Source organism: Synechococcus sp. CBW1107 (genome assembly GCF_015841355.1).
Lineage (GTDB): Bacteria > Cyanobacteriota > Cyanobacteriia > PCC-6307 > Cyanobiaceae > Regnicoccus_A.
In genome coordinates, this window is the sequence record NZ_CP064908.1 from 2,469,705 (window position 1) to 2,485,802 (window position 16,098).

At 71.2% G+C, this 16,098-nt stretch carries 18 protein-coding genes; 6 read left to right on the forward strand and 12 right to left on the reverse strand.

The window, feature by feature from the left end; genetic code table 11:
• From I1E95_RS12915 to I1E95_RS12935, 5 genes are all read right to left on the reverse strand, one after another.
• A complete protein-coding gene (locus I1E95_RS12915) occupies positions 1-1,035 on the reverse strand; it encodes a mechanosensitive ion channel family protein (RefSeq protein ID WP_197162846.1) in 1,035 nt (344 codons plus the stop codon).
• 10 nt (positions 1,036-1,045) lie between these two features.
• Positions 1,046-2,134 carry a bifunctional diaminohydroxyphosphoribosylaminopyrimidine deaminase/5-amino-6-(5-phosphoribosylamino)uracil reductase RibD gene (gene ribD / locus I1E95_RS12920; RefSeq protein ID WP_197167510.1) on the reverse strand — a complete coding sequence of 363 codons (1,089 nt, stop codon included), beginning with the start codon at positions 2,132-2,134 and terminating at the stop codon, positions 1,046-1,048.
• Between the two features lie 64 nt (positions 2,135-2,198).
• The gene (locus I1E95_RS12925) at positions 2,199-2,720 is read right to left on the reverse strand and encodes a DUF3122 domain-containing protein (protein ID WP_197162848.1); all 522 of its coding nucleotides are present in this window, start codon (positions 2,718-2,720) and stop codon (positions 2,199-2,201) included.
• Positions 2,717-5,236: a GH116 family glycosyl hydrolase gene (locus I1E95_RS12930; protein ID WP_197162850.1), complete on the reverse strand. Its 2,520-nt coding sequence runs from the start codon at positions 5,234-5,236 to the stop codon at positions 2,717-2,719. Before I1E95_RS12930 ends, I1E95_RS12925 begins: the two co-directional genes overlap by 4 nt.
• A 27-nt stretch (positions 5,237-5,263) precedes the next feature.
• The gene (locus I1E95_RS12935) at positions 5,264-5,509 is read right to left on the reverse strand and encodes a hypothetical protein (RefSeq protein WP_197162851.1); all 246 of its coding nucleotides are present in this window, start codon (positions 5,507-5,509) and stop codon (positions 5,264-5,266) included.
• Positions 5,510-5,532: 23 nt separating this feature from the next.
• Between I1E95_RS12935 and cbiE the strand changes: the two genes are divergently transcribed.
• Positions 5,533-6,855 (forward strand): precorrin-6y C5,15-methyltransferase (decarboxylating) subunit CbiE, encoded by a 1,323-nt coding sequence (cbiE, locus tag I1E95_RS12940; protein WP_231594630.1) that lies wholly within the window; start codon positions 5,533-5,535, stop codon positions 6,853-6,855.
• Here cbiE and I1E95_RS12945 read toward each other — a convergent pair.
• From I1E95_RS12945 to pheS, 4 genes are all read right to left on the reverse strand, one after another.
• Entirely contained in the window at positions 6,833-7,369 is a 537-nt protein-coding gene (locus I1E95_RS12945; protein ID WP_197162855.1) for a DUF192 domain-containing protein, read from the reverse strand. The genes cbiE and I1E95_RS12945 overlap by 23 nt on opposite strands.
• Positions 7,366-8,034: a winged-helix domain-containing protein gene (locus tag I1E95_RS12950; RefSeq protein WP_197162856.1), complete on the reverse strand. Its 669-nt coding sequence runs from the start codon at positions 8,032-8,034 to the stop codon at positions 7,366-7,368. Before I1E95_RS12950 ends, I1E95_RS12945 begins: the two co-directional genes overlap by 4 nt.
• Complete coding sequence (locus I1E95_RS12955) at positions 8,031-8,981, reverse strand: NAD(+) kinase (protein ID WP_197162858.1); 951 nt, start codon at positions 8,979-8,981, stop codon at positions 8,031-8,033. The genes I1E95_RS12950 and I1E95_RS12955 overlap by 4 nt, the downstream gene beginning before the upstream one ends.
• A gap of 61 nt (positions 8,982-9,042) precedes the next feature.
• The gene (pheS, locus tag I1E95_RS12960) at positions 9,043-10,050 is read right to left on the reverse strand and encodes a phenylalanine--tRNA ligase subunit alpha (RefSeq protein WP_197162860.1); all 1,008 of its coding nucleotides are present in this window, start codon (positions 10,048-10,050) and stop codon (positions 9,043-9,045) included.
• 80 nt (positions 10,051-10,130) lie between these two features.
• Here pheS and surE point away from each other — a divergent pair, with 80 nt between their 5' ends.
• Positions 10,131-10,925, forward strand: a complete 795-nt coding sequence (gene surE, locus I1E95_RS12965; protein WP_197162861.1) for a 5'/3'-nucleotidase SurE — start codon at positions 10,131-10,133, stop codon at positions 10,923-10,925.
• Here surE and I1E95_RS12970 read toward each other — a convergent pair.
• Positions 10,910-11,491 (reverse strand): DUF3611 family protein, encoded by a 582-nt coding sequence (locus I1E95_RS12970; protein ID WP_197162863.1) that lies wholly within the window; start codon positions 11,489-11,491, stop codon positions 10,910-10,912. The two genes, surE and I1E95_RS12970, sit on opposite strands and share 16 nt — an antisense overlap.
• 118 nt (positions 11,492-11,609) lie before the next feature.
• On the opposite strand from I1E95_RS12970, the gene I1E95_RS12975 reads away from it, so the two are divergent.
• The 4 genes from I1E95_RS12975 to I1E95_RS12990 all read left to right on the forward strand — a co-directional run bounded on the left by I1E95_RS12975 (position 11,610) and on the right by I1E95_RS12990 (position 14,999).
• Positions 11,610-12,635 (forward strand): bifunctional riboflavin kinase/FAD synthetase, encoded by a 1,026-nt coding sequence (locus I1E95_RS12975; protein WP_197162865.1) that lies wholly within the window; start codon positions 11,610-11,612, stop codon positions 12,633-12,635.
• 89 nt (positions 12,636-12,724) lie between these two features.
• A complete protein-coding gene (locus I1E95_RS12980; RefSeq protein ID WP_231594631.1) occupies positions 12,725-13,777 on the forward strand; it encodes a thiamine phosphate synthase in 1,053 nt (350 codons plus the stop codon).
• Positions 13,774-14,007, forward strand: a complete 234-nt coding sequence (gene thiS, locus I1E95_RS12985) for a sulfur carrier protein ThiS (RefSeq protein WP_197162867.1) — start codon at positions 13,774-13,776, stop codon at positions 14,005-14,007. Before I1E95_RS12980 ends, thiS begins: the two co-directional genes overlap by 4 nt.
• Before the next feature lie 29 nt (positions 14,008-14,036).
• A complete protein-coding gene (locus I1E95_RS12990) occupies positions 14,037-14,999 on the forward strand; it encodes a DUF1517 domain-containing protein (protein WP_197162869.1) in 963 nt (320 codons plus the stop codon).
• On the opposite strand, the gene larB is transcribed toward I1E95_RS12990, so the two are convergent.
• Positions 14,950-15,681, reverse strand: a complete 732-nt coding sequence (gene larB / locus I1E95_RS12995; RefSeq protein ID WP_197162877.1) for a nickel pincer cofactor biosynthesis protein LarB — start codon at positions 15,679-15,681, stop codon at positions 14,950-14,952. The two genes, I1E95_RS12990 and larB, sit on opposite strands and share 50 nt — an antisense overlap.
• A complete protein-coding gene (locus I1E95_RS13000) occupies positions 15,678-16,076 on the reverse strand; it encodes a TIGR03792 family protein (protein WP_231594632.1) in 399 nt (132 codons plus the stop codon). Before I1E95_RS13000 ends, larB begins: the two co-directional genes overlap by 4 nt.
• Positions 16,077-16,098 lie beyond the last annotated feature (22 nt).

Consider the following 16,098-nt stretch of genomic DNA (forward strand, 5'->3'; position numbering starts at 1 on the left):
TCAGCTCCTGAGCAGGGTGCGGGTGGGGAAGGGCATGCCGGCCTGATGCTTCTCCACCACCGCGCCGATGCGCAGCAGCAACTGCTGCTGCAGATCCCACGACGCCGCCATCTCGCCGCTGGCGGCGTGGCAGAGCAGGCGGATGTCGAGGCTGGAGTCGCCGTAGCGCACGAAATGAACGGCATGGGCCTTGCTGTGATCGATGCCGGGGTGCTCGGCCAGCTCCCGCCGAAGATCCTCGATCACCGCTTCCAGCACACCCAGATCCTCGTAGCGCAGTCCGAATTCGATCCACACCCGCCGGCTGTCGATCCGGGCGATGTTGATGATCGGCTTCACCGTGAAGATCGCATTGGGAATGAAGATCGGCTGCCGTTCGGGATCGTGCAATTCGGTGTAGAACCAGCCGATCTGCTGCACCGTGCCGCTCAGATCCTCAGCTGGAATCCTGATCACATCACCCACCACGAAGGGTCTGTTGATGTACACACTGATGCCGCTAAGGCCGTTTTCCACGATCGTCTTGGCTCCGAAACCGAGCGCCGCGGCCCCGAAGCCGCCTGCGGTGGCGAGGATGGCCGTCGGGGTGCCGAGCAGGCGCAGGACCTCCACGGTGATGATCGCCACCACAGCGATCGTGAACAGCTTGTTGCTCAGATCGAAGAGAAACAGCCGCTCGCGCTGGGGCAGCGTGGGGAACAGCTGCTGGGAATAGGCATCCGCCTTGCGCCACAGCTCCCCTCTCCAGCGCAGCAGCGTCCAGATCAGGCCGATCACGACCAACTCATCACGGAGCTCCGCGCCGCCCCGCGGCAGCGGCAGCCACTGCGGACCCACCAGGGCCACCAGCCACCAGCCCAGGCTGCCCAGCAGGATCGTGACCGCCAGACTCAACCGGCTGCGCAGGATCAGGGCGCGGGCCAGGGAACCGCCGGGCAGGCGTTGCCCCAGCAGTTGCAGAATCAGCCAGATCCCGCTGGCGGCCAGGATCCCGAGCACGGGAATCGGCAGGCGCAGCGACAGCGGGTTGATCATCGCCAGGACTTTAAGGAGCCGGCTCAGACCCGGACATCGGCTCGGGGACGCTCAGATCCCAGATCAGATCAGCCCCCGAGCGGCTCAGCCGGCGTTCCCTCCAGAGCGGCGCCATGGCCATGGACGTGAGCTGGAGGTCGCCCACGGGTGTCCGGGCGGGGCTCCCCCCAAGCACCTTCGGGGCCACCACCGCCGCGATGCGCTGCACGCAGCCCTGGCGCATTGCGGCGGCCGCCAGCTCCGGACCGCATTCCCACAGCACCTGGTTGCAGCCCCGCACGGCCAGGGCCTCCAGCAGCTGCCGCGGCTCGCAGCGGCTGAGCTCCAGTCGCTCCACCCCGCCTGCATCCAGCCGGCGACGGCGCTCGCCAGGGGCCTCGGGGCCATGGACCACCAGGGTGGCGGCCGGGCCCTGGTCCCACAGCTGCGCCCGCTCCGGCAGCAGCAGACCCCGGCTGATCACCACCCGCAACGGCTCAATCGGCCGCAGCCCCCGGCTGGTGAGCAGCGGATCGTCGGCACGCACCGTGCCGCCGCCCACGATCACCGCATCGCAGCGGGCGCGCAGGCGGTGCACCCAGCCCCGGGCCTGAGGGCCGCTGATCCACTGGCTCGCACCGTTCGGCAGGGCCGTGCGCCCGTCCACGCTCATGGCCCACTTGAGCACCCCCAGGGGCCGCCCCGAGCGCACCCGGTGGCAGAAGGCCGCGTTGAGGGCGTGGGCACGGAGCTCCCTCACACCCACCAGCACCTCGAGTCCGGCGGCCTGCAGCCGTGCGATCCCCGCTCCCGCCACCCGCGGATCGGGATCCTCCATCGCCACGATCACCCGTCGGATCCCGGCGGCGATCACCGCCTCGCTGCAGGGTGGGGTGCGGCCGTGGTGGCAGCAGGGCTCCAGGGTCACCACCAGGGTGCCGCCCCGGGCACGCTCACCCGCCTGGGCCAGGGCCCCCACCTCGGCGTGGGGCCGGCCGGCGGCGGCATGGAAGCCCTCTCCCACCAGCCCACCGTAGGCATCGAGCAGGAGTGCGCCCACGAGGGGGTTGGGACTGGTGCAGCCGTCGGCCAGGGCGGCCAGGCCCAGGGCCCGCTCCATCCAGGCGTCCCAGCGGCGCCGCTGGCTCTCCTCGGCCACCGCGATCACGCCGGAACCACTCTGCTCACGCCGGACTCTCCCCCAGGCTGCGCCACTCCGCCACCACGAACGGCGGCACGGGCAGCTCGGTGAACACCCCCGGAAGCCGCAGCCGCAGCGGACGGTCCCGGCTCAGGTCCGCCAGCAACGGCTGCAGGTCGAACTCGGCGGCGGCGGAGCGGCCGTCGTTGCCGAGGGCCGAGCTCTCCAGGGTCACATCCTCCAGCGCCCACTGGAACGGCCCTGAGCGCACCTGCAGGGAGGTGGGGTGATCGAGCCGCACCTTGCCGGGATAGCCCACCACCCGCAGGCGCAGGGGAGCTCCGGGTGGGCCGTCCCGGAAGGCCACCAGCTGCCAGGCCTGGTCATCGAGATCGCGGAGACTCACCAGGCTGCGCAGCACCGGGGTGCCGGTTTCGCCGGGGTGGGCGTGCAGCTGGGCCAGCAGGCTGAGCGCGTCCATCGGGGCGGCACCCGCAACCAGGCTGCCCAGCAGCAGGACCACGGCCAGCAGCAGAGGCGCCACCCTGCGGATCACTGGCCTCATGGTTCGCGCTCGGCACCGGGGATCGGCTGCCAGTCGGTGTGGGTGGCCCAGAGAGCCCAGATCGCCATCGCCCGCAGGTAGTGGCAGGCACGGAAGGTGTTCACCGCCGTGATCGCCTCGGGGGTGCGGAACTGCAGCCCCCCCGCGTACACCTGCCCCACCACCGCGCCGGTGATCGCCAGGGCGGTGTCGGTCTGGCCCATGAGCCGGTAGTAGGCCGCCAGGCCGAAATTGATCCCGGTCCACACTTCCAGGGGGTGGGTGCCCTTGGGATCGAGCGGCGTCCCGTCGCGGCGCAGGCCGTTGGCCACCCCCAGGCGTCCCCCCTCGAACCGCTCGAAGCAGGCTTCGCGGATGGCCGTCAGTGACGAGAGGGCCCGCTCGTCGCTCACCACCGGCGGCAGACCCAGCAGGCGGGCGTAGAAGTCACCGCAGAGCTGGTCGGCCATCACCACCGGTGTGCCGCTCTGGGCATCGATGTTGTAGTACTCCCCGTTCCAGAGCAGCCGGTCGAAATTCGCCCGTGACGGCTCCAGCCAGCTGCCGAACTCGCGCTGCTCGGCGCCGGTGTCGAGGCCGAGGTCGAGCTGCAGCCGCTGAGCCATCGCCAGGGCCGCCTCCAGCGCCGCGATCCAGAGGGCGCCGCAGTAGGCGCTCACCCCCTGCAGTGGCCAGTCGTCGAAGGTCTGATCCGGCGCGCCGCCGTTGTCGGGCAGGCCGTCGTCGTTGACGTCGAACTGCTTGAGGTAGCGCAGGGCCTCCACCACCGCCGGCCAGCAGTCGGCCAGGAAGCGCAGGTCCTCCCCCGAGGGCGAGAGCCGGAACAGGCGCCACACCTGCAGCACGAAGTCGGAGGCCAGGTCCTTCCAGAGGTTGCAGTCTTGATACGCGGTGTAGTTGGTGGCATCGAACGGCCGCTCGTTGGGGGCGCCCAGGTCGTGGGGGGTGGCTCCGGCCACCTTCCGTGCCGCTTCCACCCGGCCCCGGCCCTGGGTGAAGTACCAGCCGATCGGCCGCGGCGTGGCATCAGCGGCGGGGATGGCCCGCGCGAAGCTGCGCAGCACCGCCTTGTCGAGCTCGGGCCAGAGCTGCAGCAGGGCGAAGGAGCCGTAGAGCCGCACGTCGAGGCTTTCGTACCAGGCGTAGTCGAGGCACTCCAGCACCCCGAAGCGGCCCACGGGATCGCTGGAACTCGCGGCGGTCCAGAGGCTGCCGCCGCTGGCGAGGTCGTAGAGCTCGTTGAGCAGGGCCATGCGCAGGGCCTCCGGCAGGTCGCTGCGCTCCAGCACCGGCCGCTGCCAGGTTTCGATCGCCTCCCGCCACTGGCGCCAGTCGCGCAGGGCCTCGGCGGCGACGGTGGCGGCGTTGTCGCCCGTGGCCCCGAAGAAATCCGTGTAGCGGCGCAGGGCGGCCGTGCCCGTGGCGAAGGCGGTCACGGGCAGGTCCCAGCTGATCACCACCGGCAGCTCGATCTCGGCGCCCGGCTCCAGCCTCAGGCGCAGGGAGATCGCCGCGCTGGCCTGCTCTCGGCCGGTGCTGCGGCGGTCGTTGTTGCTGTCGGGAATCGAGCCGTCACGGGCGAAGGGCTCCCAGATCTCGGCGCCATCGCCGCTGGGATCCCAGCGGCTGCAGCGCATCACCTCCACCCCCTCGAGCTGGTCGGGCACCGCCAGACACCACTGGCCCTCCCCCTCGGCGATCGGCTGGCTGGCCGTGCCCTCCAGCAGCACGCCCTTGAGGCCGGGAGCGTCGATCCAGCGGTTGCGCTGGCCGCTGCCTCGGCCGATGGCGGGCAGGTAGTTGTGCTCCGGGCTGCCGTCGTCGCGGAAGGTGACGGCGGCGCTGGGATCGGTGTTGGTGAACCAGCCGACGGTGTTGCGCCAGGTCAGCAGCAACGAGAGGTCCAGGGGTTTTTGGGTGGGGTTGGCCAGCCGCCAGCGGAACACCGCCACGGGATAGCTGGTGTGCTGGTAGTCGCCGGGGAGGATCGGGCTGAAGGCTTCGCAGCTCACCTCGGCGCGGAAGTCGGCCCGGTAATCGAACCAGTGGAGTGGATAACGGGCGGCGTAGGTACCGGACGAGCCGCCGGCTTCGGCGCTGCCGCCCTCTTTCTCCAGCCACTGCCAGCGGCCCAGGGGGCGTCCGCTGGCCTCCGGCCGGGAGTCGTCGCGTTCGGGCGCCAGGGCCAGGGCGCGCGCCCGGCTCGCCGTGCCGTCGTGCTCGAACAGGGCGAACTGACAGTCGGGCACCACCCCGAACCAGTGCTCACCTCCGTCGAGATGCCAGAGGTTGAAGCTGCCATCGGGCCCGCGGCCGAGGCAGCCCGCCCCGAAGCCCCCCAGTGGGGCGCCGTGGTTCGGTCCGTCGTCGAGGTTGCTGGCGTAGCGCACCGTGTAGGGGGCCTCCCAACCCTGGCCGATCGGCCGCTGCCAGCTGGCGGGGGGGGCCTGCCATGGCCGACCGGCGCCTGACCCGCGCAGCAGCATGGAGAGGGCGGACAGGCCGAACGGAGCCATGGTGCTCATCGAGATGGCGCCAGCTTGTCAGAGCTGGCCGGTCCCGGCGGCCACTTCCTGCTCGATCAGGGCATCCAGGGTGATCGCCGAGCGCACCACCGCCTGATAGCGCTGCACCACCCGGCGGTTGCGCTCCAGCCAGAGGCCGGCGTCCTCGCCGCCGCCGCCCGTGGCTTCGGGGCTGAGCAGCTCGATTTCGGCCTGCCGAGCCAGCAGGGCCAGGGCCAGCTCGTGCACGCGCTGGTGGCGGGAGGGGGGCTCAGGTGCTGCCATGGCGGCTTCGACTCGGGGGCATCATGGCGAGGCCCGGCCAGCCGCCGCACCGGAGTCGCCCTGTGCATCCACCGCACCAGCCGCACCGCCTCGAGGTGATCGGCACCGACGCCGCCGGCTTGGCCTCGCTGCCAGCACCGGCGGCGGCCCTGGTGCGTCAGGCTGATCTGGTGGCGGCACCGGCCAGGCTGCTGGCGGAGCTGCGCCAGGCCCTGGCGGATGCCAAGCAGCTGCCGGAGCTGATCGCCAGTGATCGTCCCGAGCAGCTCTTTCCCCGGCTGGAGCAGGCCCTTGCTGACGGCCGGGCGGTGGTGCTGCTCGCCAGCGGCGATCCGCTCTGGTTCGGTATCGGCAGGCTGCTGCTGGAGCGGTTCCCCCGCGACTGCCTGCGCTTTCATCCCGCTCCCTCCAGCCTGCAGCTGGCCTTCGCCCGGCTCGGTCGCCCCTGGCAGGACGCCGAGTGGGTGAGCCTGCACGGCCGCGACCCCGAACCCCTGGCCAGCCGCCTGCAGCGGCGCCCGGCGGCTCTGGCGGTGCTCACCGATCCGGGCCGCGGCGGCGCCGAGGAGGTGCGACGGATCCTGGCGGCTTCCGGCCTGGAAGCCGCCTATGTCCTGTGGCTGTGCGAGCGGCTCGGCCACCCCCGGGAGCGGGTGCAGCGGCTGGCGCCCCAGGCGGCGTTGCCGGCCGATCTCGATCCCCTGCACCTGGTGCTGCTGATCGCCGAGCCGCCCGTCCCTCCCGATCCCGCCGGCCTGCCGCTGTTCGGTCTCGAGGATGGCCTCTGGCTTCAGCACCCCGATCGTCCCGGCCTGATGACCAAGCGGGAGGTGCGCATCCAGTTGCTCGCCGACCTGGAGCTGCCCGCCCGCGGTGTGCTCTGGGATGTGGGGGCCGGGGTGGGCTCGGTGGGCCTGGAGGCCCTGCGGCTGCGACCGGCGCTGGAGCTCTGGGCCCTGGAGCGGCGAGGCGGTTCAGCGGCCCTGATCCACGCCAATGCCGAGCGTCTCGGTGTCGAGCCGGCGGGGGTGCTCGAAGGTGACGCCCTCAGCGTGCTGGAGCAGGGCGGCCCCCCGGATCCCGACCGGGTGCTGCTCGGCGGCGGCGGCCGCCAGCGTCTCGCGCTGCTGGAGATCGTGCTGCGGCGCCTGCGGCCGCACGGCCAGGTGGTGATTCCTCTGGCCACCGTGGAAGCCCTCGCTGAGTTGCGTCCGCCGCTGGAGCAGGCCGGGCTGCGGGTCCAGGTGAGTCAGCTGCAGGCCTGGCGGGGTTCCCCCCTGGCGGAGGGCACTCGACTGGCGCCACTCAATCCGGTGCTGGTGCTCAAGGGGCGCCGCGTCGATTGAGCCAGCGGATCGGCGCCGGAGTGCCCACAACAATGCCGAGGCGGGCCGCCTCGCCGGCATCCAGCTCCACCACCCCATCGGAGGGTTCCTGGGGCCCATAGCTGCGGCAGGGCAGGCGCGGGCAGGGCTGGGCCGCGGCTTCGATGGCGATCACCCGGCCCTCGCGCACAAAGATCATGTCGAGCGGGGTGATGGTCTGGTGCATCCAGAAGCGCGCCGGCTCGGGTGGATCGAAGCGGAACCACATTCCCCGCAGGGGCCCCAGCGGCGGGCGTTGCATCAGGCCCAGGCTGTACTGGCGCTGGCTCCTGGGCACCTCCAGCTGGATGCAACCGCCTGATGAGGTTCCCTCCAGGCACCATTCCGCCTCCAGCGGCAGCACCTGGGGAGGGGTCTGCGCTTGACTCTCGGCGCCAAGAGACCGGGGGGTGCCCAGGGCGAGGGTCCCCAGCACCAACCCAAGCGGCGCCAGCAGAGCAGTCAGCGCTGTCGGCAGCCGTCTGGAGTGGGTCATGGGGCGGGGCGCTCCGGGCGGGGCGCACGCTCGCACAGGCAGTAGCCACGCCCGCGCACGGTGTGGATCAGGCGGCGCTCGCCGTGCTCCTCGAGCTTCTGGCGCAGGTAGCGGACGTACACCTCCACCACGTTGCTGGCGGCACCCTGCTGGTCGTTCCACACCTCGGCGAGGATCTGCTCGCGGCTGAGCACCATGCCCGGCTGTCGCATCAGCGTGAGCAGCAGCTGGTATTCGCGGGCAGTGAGCGCGAGCGGCCGCCGCCCCCGCCGCACGTCCCGGCTGGCGGGATCGAGGCTCAGGTCGCCGAGCTGCAGGGGCGGCGCCAGGCCCCGGGTGTCGCCGCGGATCTGCAGCAGCAGGCGCAGGCGCATCAGCAGGTCACTGCCGCCGGCGCTGGAGAGCCAGAAGTCGTCGGCGCCGGAGCTGAAGCAGAGGGAGCGGGCCTCGACGCTGTCGCAGACCAGATCCAGCAGGATCGGCACATCCTCCAGGATCATGCGCAGGGCCGGAATCGTGGCCACCCCATCAGCTCCCGACACCAGCACCGCCGCCGGCGGATCGGGCAGGGCTCCCACCGGCGCGGTGCGGTAACCGGAGGCCTCCAGCCGAGGGGCCATCGCTTCGGCCTCCTCCCCCACCAGCAGGATCAGGGGCCCGCTCATGGACGTCCACCGGCAGCGGAACCGTCGCGGCCGCCGAGCTCGCCGTTGTCGGGTTTGGCCACATGGGGCAGTCCCCAGCCCAGCTTGTTGCGCAGCACCTGGAAGAACTCGTGGTCCTGCAGCCGCACGAAGCGGGCGGGGTGAGGGCTGCGGCGGATCAGCACTCGGTCCTCCGGCCACACGTAGCAGCCGGCACTGCCGTCCACCACCATCATCAGCCGCTCGGGGGTGGCTGGAAACACCGTCACCGGCTCCTGGTCGCTGAACACCAGGGCGCGGGAGGCGAGGGAATGGGGCGCGATCGGGGTGAGCTGCAGCACCGGGCAGTCGGGGGTGATCACCGGCCCGCCGGCACTGAGGGCATAGGCGGTGGATCCGGTGGGAGTCGAGAGGATCACCCCATCGGCGGAGATGTCCACGGGCACATGGCGACCGATGGCGATCTCGAAATGGCACATGCTCGTGAGCGGTTCCCGGTGCAGAGCCATCTCGTTGAGGCAGAGCACTTCCCAGCGCCGCTGGTCGCCCCGCATCACGCTCACCACCAGCATCGTGCGCTCCTCCACGCTCCAGCGGTCGGTGAGGAGCTGGTCCATGGCCCCATCCAGCTCGCTGAGGTAGGCCTCGGCCAGGAAACCCAGGTGGCCGGTGTTGACCGTGAGGATCGGCACGCCGATCGGCGCCGTCTGGCGTGCGGCCGAGAGCACCGTGCCGTCGCCGCCCAGCACCACGGCCAGGCTCATCTCCGGATGGAAGCTCTCGGGCACGCAGGCGCTGTACCCGCGGCTGCGCAGGTGCTGGTCGGGGTTGGCGAAGCCCACCATGCCGCCGGAGCTGCTCACCCGCAGCACGCTGGTGCCGGCCGCCTCCAGGCGGCTCTGGATGACATCGGCCGTCTTGACGGCCAGATCCTTGCCGTCGTTGACGATCAGTCCGACGCAGGGCACCGGTCGGAGGCGAGGACCTGTTGAGTTTATGGGGAGCCTTCCGGCCGCGGCCTGATTGCCATCAGAACTGTTCCAGGAAGCGCAGATCGCTGGTGAACAGGCGGCGGATGTCGTCGATGCCGTGGCGCACCATGCAGAACCGCTCCACCCCGAGGCCGGCGGCGAAGCCGCTCCAGCGTTCGGGATCCAGACCCAGACCCTCCAGCACCGCCGGATCCACCATCCCGCAGCCCATCACCTCCAGCCAGCGCCCCCGCCACTGCACGTCCACCTCCGCTGAAGGCTCGGTGAAGGGGAAGTAGCTGGCGCGGAAGCGCACCGGCAGATCGCCGAAGAACTGCTGCAGGAACGTGGTGACGGTGCCGCGCAGGTGGCTGAAATCCAGCCCTTCATCGATCGCCAGCACCTCCACCTGATGGAACACCGGCGAGTGGGTGGCATCCACCGCGTCGCGGCGGTACACACGCCCTGGCGCCACGATCCGCACGGGCGGAGGGTTGCTCTCCAGGTGGCGGATCTGCACCGGTGAGGTGTGGGTGCGCAGCAGCCGGTCACCGGGGAGATAGAAGGTGTCCTGCATGTCCCGGGCCGGGTGGTGCGGCGGAATGTTCAGTGCGGTGAAGTTGTAGTGGTCGGTCTCCGCCTCCGGCCCTTCTTCCACCCGGTAGCCGAGACCGGCAAAGATGTCGACGATCTCCTCGATCGTGCGGATCAGCGGGTGGCGGTGACCCACCGGCACGTAGCGGCTCGGAGCGGTCACATCGAGCCGTTCCCCCGCCAGTTTCTCGGCCATGGCGGCGCTCCGCAGCCCCTCCAGCCGCTGGCCCATCAACGCCTGCACCTGCTCCTTGAGCGCGTTGGCCCGCTGACCCACCAGGGGCCGCTCCGCCGCATCCAGCCTGCCCATGGCCCCCAGCACCGCTGAGAGGCGGCCCTTCTTGCCGAGCAGACCCACCCGCAGTCCTTCCAGCTCAGCGGTGTCGGCGGCGGCGGCGATCGAGGCCGCCGCTTCGGCTTCGAGGGCGTCGAGCTGGTCAGTGAGCTGCTGGAGGCTGATCGTGGCGCTCACGGATCGGGGGCGGTAGCGATCGACTGTACGGAGCGAGCCTGCCTAAGTTGCCGCCTGCGCCCCTGCCCCTGCCGGTCCCGATGTCCAGCCTGCGGATCCTGATCAGCAACGACGACGGGGTGTTCGCGGAGGGGATCCAGACCCTGGCGGCCGAGGCGGTGGGCCGCGGTCATGCGGTCACGGTGGTCTGCCCCGACCAGGAGCGCTCCGCCACCGGCCATGGCCTCACCATGCAGACCCCCCTGAGGGCGGAGCGGGCCGACCGGCTCTTCGCCGATGGTGTCACCGCCTGGGCCTGCAGCGGCACCCCCTCCGACTGCGTCAAGCTCGCGCTCGGCCGTCTGCTGAGCGCTCCGCCCGACCTGGTGCTCTCCGGCATCAACCACGGCCCCAACCTCGGCAGCGACGTCTTCTATTCCGGCACGGTGTCGGCGGCCATGGAGGGCACTCTCGAGGGGCTGCCCGCCCTGGCGGTGAGCAGTGCCTGCTTCGACTGGCGCCAGTTCGGTCCGGCGGCCGTGCTCGCCCTCGATGTGGCGGAGGCGGCCCTGGCCGGGGCCTGGCCGGAGGGGCTGCTGCTCAATCTGAATGTGCCGGCCCTGCCGATCGAGCGGATCGGTTCCCTGCGCTGGTGCCGTCCGGCCGTGCGCCGCTACCGCGACCAGTTCGACCAGCGCACCGACCCGCGCGGCCGCACGTACTACTGGCTGGCCGGTGAGGTGGTCGATGACCTGGAATCCGCCACCGCAGGCCCGCGGGAGTGGCCCACGGACGTGGCCCAGATCCATGCCGGCGGCGCCGCCCTCACCCCGCTGCAGCCGGAGCTGTTCTGGCGGGGTGGCCTCGGGGAGCTGCCGGTTCAGCTGGGGCGGTGAACCCGCTGCAGCAACCAGAGGCTGAACCACAGCCCGATCAGGTGGGCGAACAGTACCTGGGTGTTGCTCAGCACCGAGAGCATCTCGATCGACGTGATCGGCAGCCCCATCAGGCCGCCCCGAGTGCCGGGCGGCACCGCCAGCTGGGCCCCGAAGAAGCCGGGCACCTGCATCGAGGCCTGCACGAACAGGCTGCCGGCCAGGGCCTGGTACCCCACCGCCGCCAGGGTGAGCCCGGCCAGATCGGCCAGGACGCCCCGCTTGATCAGGCGGCTGGTCTCGCCGCGGCTGGGCCGGGCCGGGCTGGCCAGGGCCCTGCCGCAGCGCACCACCAGCCAGCTCTGCCAGAGGCACCAGACCAGGATGAAGAAGGAGAGGGTGGTTAGTGACAGACCAGGACCGAGTCCGAGGGAGCGGGCGCTGTTGGCCGCCAGGCGTCCGCCGATGTTGTTGAAGGTCAGCACGCCGACCACCACCACCCCGAGGGACATCTGGGTCCAGAAGCGGATCCAGCCCACCCGGCGCAGGGCAGCCGAGACCAGCTGAAGATCGAGGCGGTCAACCATCGGGGCGCAGAACCGGTAGGCGGAGCCTCACAAACTTGCCATGGCCACCAGCGGCTGCCGCCATGGGGCCCGAACCCCCATGGAAGGATGGTTTCCAAGCCGGGCTGCGTCCGATTCCTTGATTCCCCTGCGCTCCCCCCAGGAGGCGATGCGGCCCACCGCCGTCGCCCTGGGCAGTTTCGATGGTCTGCACCAGGGGCACCGCCGGGTGATCGCCGCCATCGCCGCCGCACCGACCCCGGGGTTGATTCCCACGGTGGTCAGTTTCTGGCCCCATCCGCGCGAGCTGCTCTATGGCGAACCGCGCCTGCGCCTCGATCTCCCCGGCGAGAAGCTGGCGCTGCTGGAGCCCTACGGCATCCGCCAGCTGGTGCTGGTGCCTTTCACCCGCGACCTCTCCCTGCTCAGCCCGGAGGCCTTCGTGGAGCAGGTGCTGGTGGGGCAGCTCCAGGCCAGGGAGGTGGCCGTGGGCGAGAACTTCCGCTTCGGCCATGACCGGGCCGGCGACACCGCCTGCCTGCGTGAGATCGGCGAGCGTCATGGCCTGCGGGTGCTGGTCTCCTCGATGCTCTGGGATGGAGCCGAACGGATCAGCAGCAGTCGCATCCGCCGCGCCCTGGCCGCCGGTGCCATCGACGAGGCCAACCGCCTGCTGGAGCGGCCCTACCGCTTCAGCGGCCGGGTCGTGCGCGGGCGGGGCCTGGGCCGGACGATCAGTTGGCCCACGGCGAATCTGCAGGTGGACGGCCGCAAATTTCTGCCCCAGGAGGGGGTCTATGCCGCCTGGGTGCGCAACCTCGAGCCCGCCGGTGGGGGCGAGGCGCTCCTGCCCACTGGTGACCCCATGGCGGCGGTGATGAACCTGGGTCCCCAGCCCACGGTGGACCCGCTGGCCCCCTCGGCGGTGGAGGTGCACCTTCTGGACAGGGATCTGGAGCTGGTGGGCCGTGATCTGGAGGTGGAGCCCGTACAGCTGCTCCGCCGCCAGCACCGCTTTGACGGCCTGAACGAACTCAGCCGCCAGATCGGCGAAGATGCTGCGCTGGCCCGCAGCCTGCTCAACCGAAGCTCAGCCGGGGGCGTAGGCGTTGCCCAGGCCCCAGCCGATGAAGGCGGCGATCCCCCCGAGCAGCAGAATTCCTGAAATCAGCACCAGCATCGGGCTGTCACCGCCGCCGAAATCCATTGCCATCCGCCCTGGAGTCGGCTTCACCTTACGCAGGTTCCGCTCCCGTGAATGCCGCCCTGACGACGCCTGAGCCGGCCGTGCTGCGCCTGCTGGACGCCAACCTCGACCGTGCCCGCGAGGGCCTGCGTGTGCTGGAGGACTGGTGCCGCTTCGGCCTCGACCGCCAGGATCTCGTGGCCCGGCTCAAGGACCTGCGCCAGCGCCTGGGCCGCTGCCACCTCCCCGTCTACAAGGCGGCCCGCCACACCGCCAGCGATGGGGGCGCGGGCCTGACGCATCCCGCCCAGGCCGAGCGGCAGCAGCCCTCTGAGGTGGTGGCCGCCAACGCCGGCCGCGCCCAGGAGGCTCTGCGGGTGCTGGAGGAGTTCGGCCGCGCCGGGGATCCGCTCCTGGCCGCCGAGGCCGCCGCGATCCGCTACGCCCTCTACGACCTGGAGGTGGATCTGATGCGGGCCTGTGGCGCTGCCGCGGGCCGCCGTGAGCAGCTGCTGCGCTGTCGTCTGTATCTGATCACCAGCCATTCGCCCCGCCTGCTCGAGACCGTGGCCGCAGCCCTTGAGGCGGGGGTGCGGCTGGTTCAGCACCGGGCCAAGGAGGCTGACGACCTGGAGCGTTGGCGGGAGGCCAGCGCGCTGCGCCAGCTCTGCTCCAGCCATGGCGCGCTGTTCATCGTCAACGACCGGGTCGACCTGGCCCTCGCCGTGGAGGCCGATGGAGTGCACCTCGGCCAGGGGGATCTGCCCCCCGCCGAAGCGCGCCGCCTCCTGGGGCCGGATCGCCTGATCGGCCGCAGCACCCAGCGCATCGAGCAGTTGCGCCAGGCGGTGGTCGATGGCTGCGACTACGTGGGCGTCGGCCCCGTCAACGCGACCCCCACCAAGCCCGGCCGGGAACCCGTGGGCCTGGCCTACGTGCGCGAGGCGGCGGCCGAAAGCCCGATTCCGTTCTTTGCCATCGGCGGGCTCGATGCCGGAACGGTCCCGCCGGTCGTGGCGGCCGGTGGCCGCCGGGTGGCGGTGGTGCGGGCGATCATCGAGGCGAGCGATCCGCACGCGGCTAGCCGCGAGCTGCTCGAGGCCCTGGGGGAGGAAGCATGAGCGAGGCGAACGGGGCCGGAGACAGCCTCACGATCCAGCTGAACGGGGAGGCACGTACCTGCCCGCCTCGCCTGCCTCTGCTGGAGGTGCTGCTCCACTTCGGTTACGAACCACGGCTGGTGGTGGTGGAATTCAACGGTGAGATTCTGCCCCGCTCGGCCTGGGCCGAGCAGGCCGTTGGTGGGGACGCCGTACTTGAGGTGGTCACCATCGTGGGGGGTGGTTCCTAGATTCGGCGCACTTGCTTTGGGTGACATCTGTGTCCCCTCGTCCCTTCCCGATCGCCTTCGTCAGGTTCCGCCGGCTCTCGCTGCTGGTGCTGATGCCGCTCCTGGTGAGCGGCCTTCTGCTGCTCTCCTCGCCCTCTCCCAGCTGGGCGGCCCGCGGCGGGCGGATCGGCGGCGGCAGTTTCCGCTCGGCCCCCTCGATGCCCCGCAGCTACAGCGGCGGTGGTGGCAGTTATGGCGGTGGCGGTTACCGCGGCGGCTATGGCGGCGGGATCGGCTTCCCCTTTCTGATCCCCATCTTCGGCTTCGGTGGCGGCGGTCTGTTCGGCTTCCTGATCCTGATGGCGATCGCCGGTGTTCTCGTGAACGCGCTGCGTGGTGCCGGCGGCGGCATGACCAGCGGAGGCGGTTCCCTGGCTGCGGCTCCCCGGGCCGATGGGCCTGTGACCATCGCCCAGTTGCAGGTGGGCCTGCTGGCTTCGGCCCGCGAACTCCAGGATGATCTGCGCCGCCTGGCCGCCACCGCCGACACCACCGGCAGCACGGGTCTGCAGCGGCTGCTGCAGGAAACCAGCCTCTCCCTGCTGCGTCAGCCCGATCTCTGGGTCTACGCCAACAGCGAAGTCGGCCAGGTGCCCTTCGCCAGTGCCGAATCCACCTTCAACCGTCTCTCGATGACCGAGCGCAGCAAGCTGCGCAGCGAGGTCACCTCCAATGTGGGCGGACGACGCTTCCAGGATGAGGTGGCCGCCAGTGGCCCCACCGATGCCGCCAGCGATTTCATCGCCGTGACGCTGCTGGTGGCCAGCCGTGGCCGCATCCCGATCAAGACCATCACCAGCGCCGATGATCTGCGCGACGCCCTTGGGGTGATCGGTGCGGTGTCCGCCGGTGACCTGATCGCCCTCGAGGTGATCTGGCAGCCGGAGGGCAAGGGCGAAGTGCTCAGCACCGAGGAACTGCTGACGGCCTATCCCCAGCTGCAGCACCTCTGAGCGCCAGCAGGATGCGCACGGCCGCCATGGCGGCCCCGTAGCCGTTGTCGATGTTCACCACACTCAGCCCCGGGGCGCAGCTGGCCAGCATTCCGTTCAGGGCCGCTGCTCCGCCGGCGCTCACGCCGTAACCCACCGACACCGGGACGCCGATCACCGGCTGGGGCAGCAGCCCCGCCAGCACCGTGGGCAGCGCCCCCTCCATGCCGGCGCAGGCGATGAGCACCCGGGCGCTCCGCAGCCGCGGCAACTGGTCCAGCAGCCTGTGCAGTCCGGCGACACCCACGTCGACCATCAGCTCGGTGCCCACACCATGGCAGCGCAGGGCCAGCTGGGCCTCAAGAGCCACGGGCAGGTCACTGGTGCCGCCGCAGAGCACCACCACCCGCCCCAGGGCCGGATCGGCCGCGGGCAGTATGCCGCTGGTGACACAGCGGGCCTGGTGGTGGTGCTCCAGGCTGGCGGCGATCCCGGGCCGCTCGCGGCGCAGCCACGTCTCGATCGCCGCGGCTTTCCCGGCGGACACCCTGGTCACCAGGGCGAGCTCGCCGGCCTGATGCAGACGCTCGAGGATCGCCGTGATCTGATCGACCTCCTTGGTCTCACCCCAGACCGCTTCCAGCATCCCCAGCCGCTCCCTCCGTCCCAGATCCAGCCGCGCCAGGGGCTCGTCGGCCGTCATTGCGGGATCAGCTCGCCGCTGAAGAGCAGGGGAAAGGGCTGGGGATCGCCACGGCCGGTGCCCTGCCGCGCCAGCTGATCGAAGCGCTCCTGCACCCGCTCCACCTCGGCGGCGGCGATGTCCTGCCACTGGCGGCGACTGGCCCAGTGGATCAGCAGCACGCCCTCCTCGCTGTCGGCATCCCAGTAGATCCGTCGCTCGAGGAAGCCGCTGCGCGAGCGCAACCAGGGCTCCCAGCTCTGCCGCTCCGCCTCCAGCCAGGCCTCCCGATCGGCGGCGGGCACCTTCAGGCGCAGAACCTCCACCACCTCCTGAGGCAGGATCCCGTTCTGCTGGACGACGTCACGGGTGGCCGCGGCGACTGCGGTGGCCGTCCCACCCAGGACCAGGGTCAACAGCAGCAGCGCCAGGGCACAG

What these genes read in the sequence shown, in the direction of transcription:
- I1E95_RS12945 (WP_197162855.1), bottom strand. Translation starts at nt 7,369, where the DNA reads ATGACCCACTCCAGACGGCTGCCGACAGCGCTGACTGCTCTGCTGGCG.
- I1E95_RS12930 (WP_197162850.1), bottom strand. Translation starts at nt 5,236, where the DNA reads ATGGCTCCGTTCGGCCTGTCCGCCCTCTCCATGCTGCTGCGCGGGTCA.
- larB (WP_197162877.1), bottom strand. Translation starts at nt 15,681, where the DNA reads ATGACGGCCGACGAGCCCCTGGCGCGGCTGGATCTGGGACGGAGGGAG.
- I1E95_RS12915 (WP_197162846.1), bottom strand. Translation starts at nt 1,035, where the DNA reads ATGATCAACCCGCTGTCGCTGCGCCTGCCGATTCCCGTGCTCGGGATC.
- I1E95_RS12970 (WP_197162863.1), bottom strand. Translation starts at nt 11,491, where the DNA reads ATGGTTGACCGCCTCGATCTTCAGCTGGTCTCGGCTGCCCTGCGCCGG.
- cbiE (WP_231594630.1), top strand. Translation starts at nt 5,533, where the DNA reads ATGGCGAGGCCCGGCCAGCCGCCGCACCGGAGTCGCCCTGTGCATCCA.
- I1E95_RS12925 (WP_197162848.1), bottom strand. Translation starts at nt 2,720, where the DNA reads ATGAGGCCAGTGATCCGCAGGGTGGCGCCTCTGCTGCTGGCCGTGGTC.
- I1E95_RS12935 (WP_197162851.1), bottom strand. Translation starts at nt 5,509, where the DNA reads ATGGCAGCACCTGAGCCCCCCTCCCGCCACCAGCGCGTGCACGAGCTG.
- ribD (WP_197167510.1), bottom strand. Translation starts at nt 2,134, where the DNA reads ATGGAGCGGGCCCTGGGCCTGGCCGCCCTGGCCGACGGCTGCACCAGT.
- thiS (WP_197162867.1), top strand. Translation starts at nt 13,774, where the DNA reads ATGAGCGAGGCGAACGGGGCCGGAGACAGCCTCACGATCCAGCTGAAC.
- surE (WP_197162861.1), top strand. Translation starts at nt 10,131, where the DNA reads ATGTCCAGCCTGCGGATCCTGATCAGCAACGACGACGGGGTGTTCGCG.
- I1E95_RS12950 (WP_197162856.1), bottom strand. Translation starts at nt 8,034, where the DNA reads ATGAGCGGGCCCCTGATCCTGCTGGTGGGGGAGGAGGCCGAAGCGATG.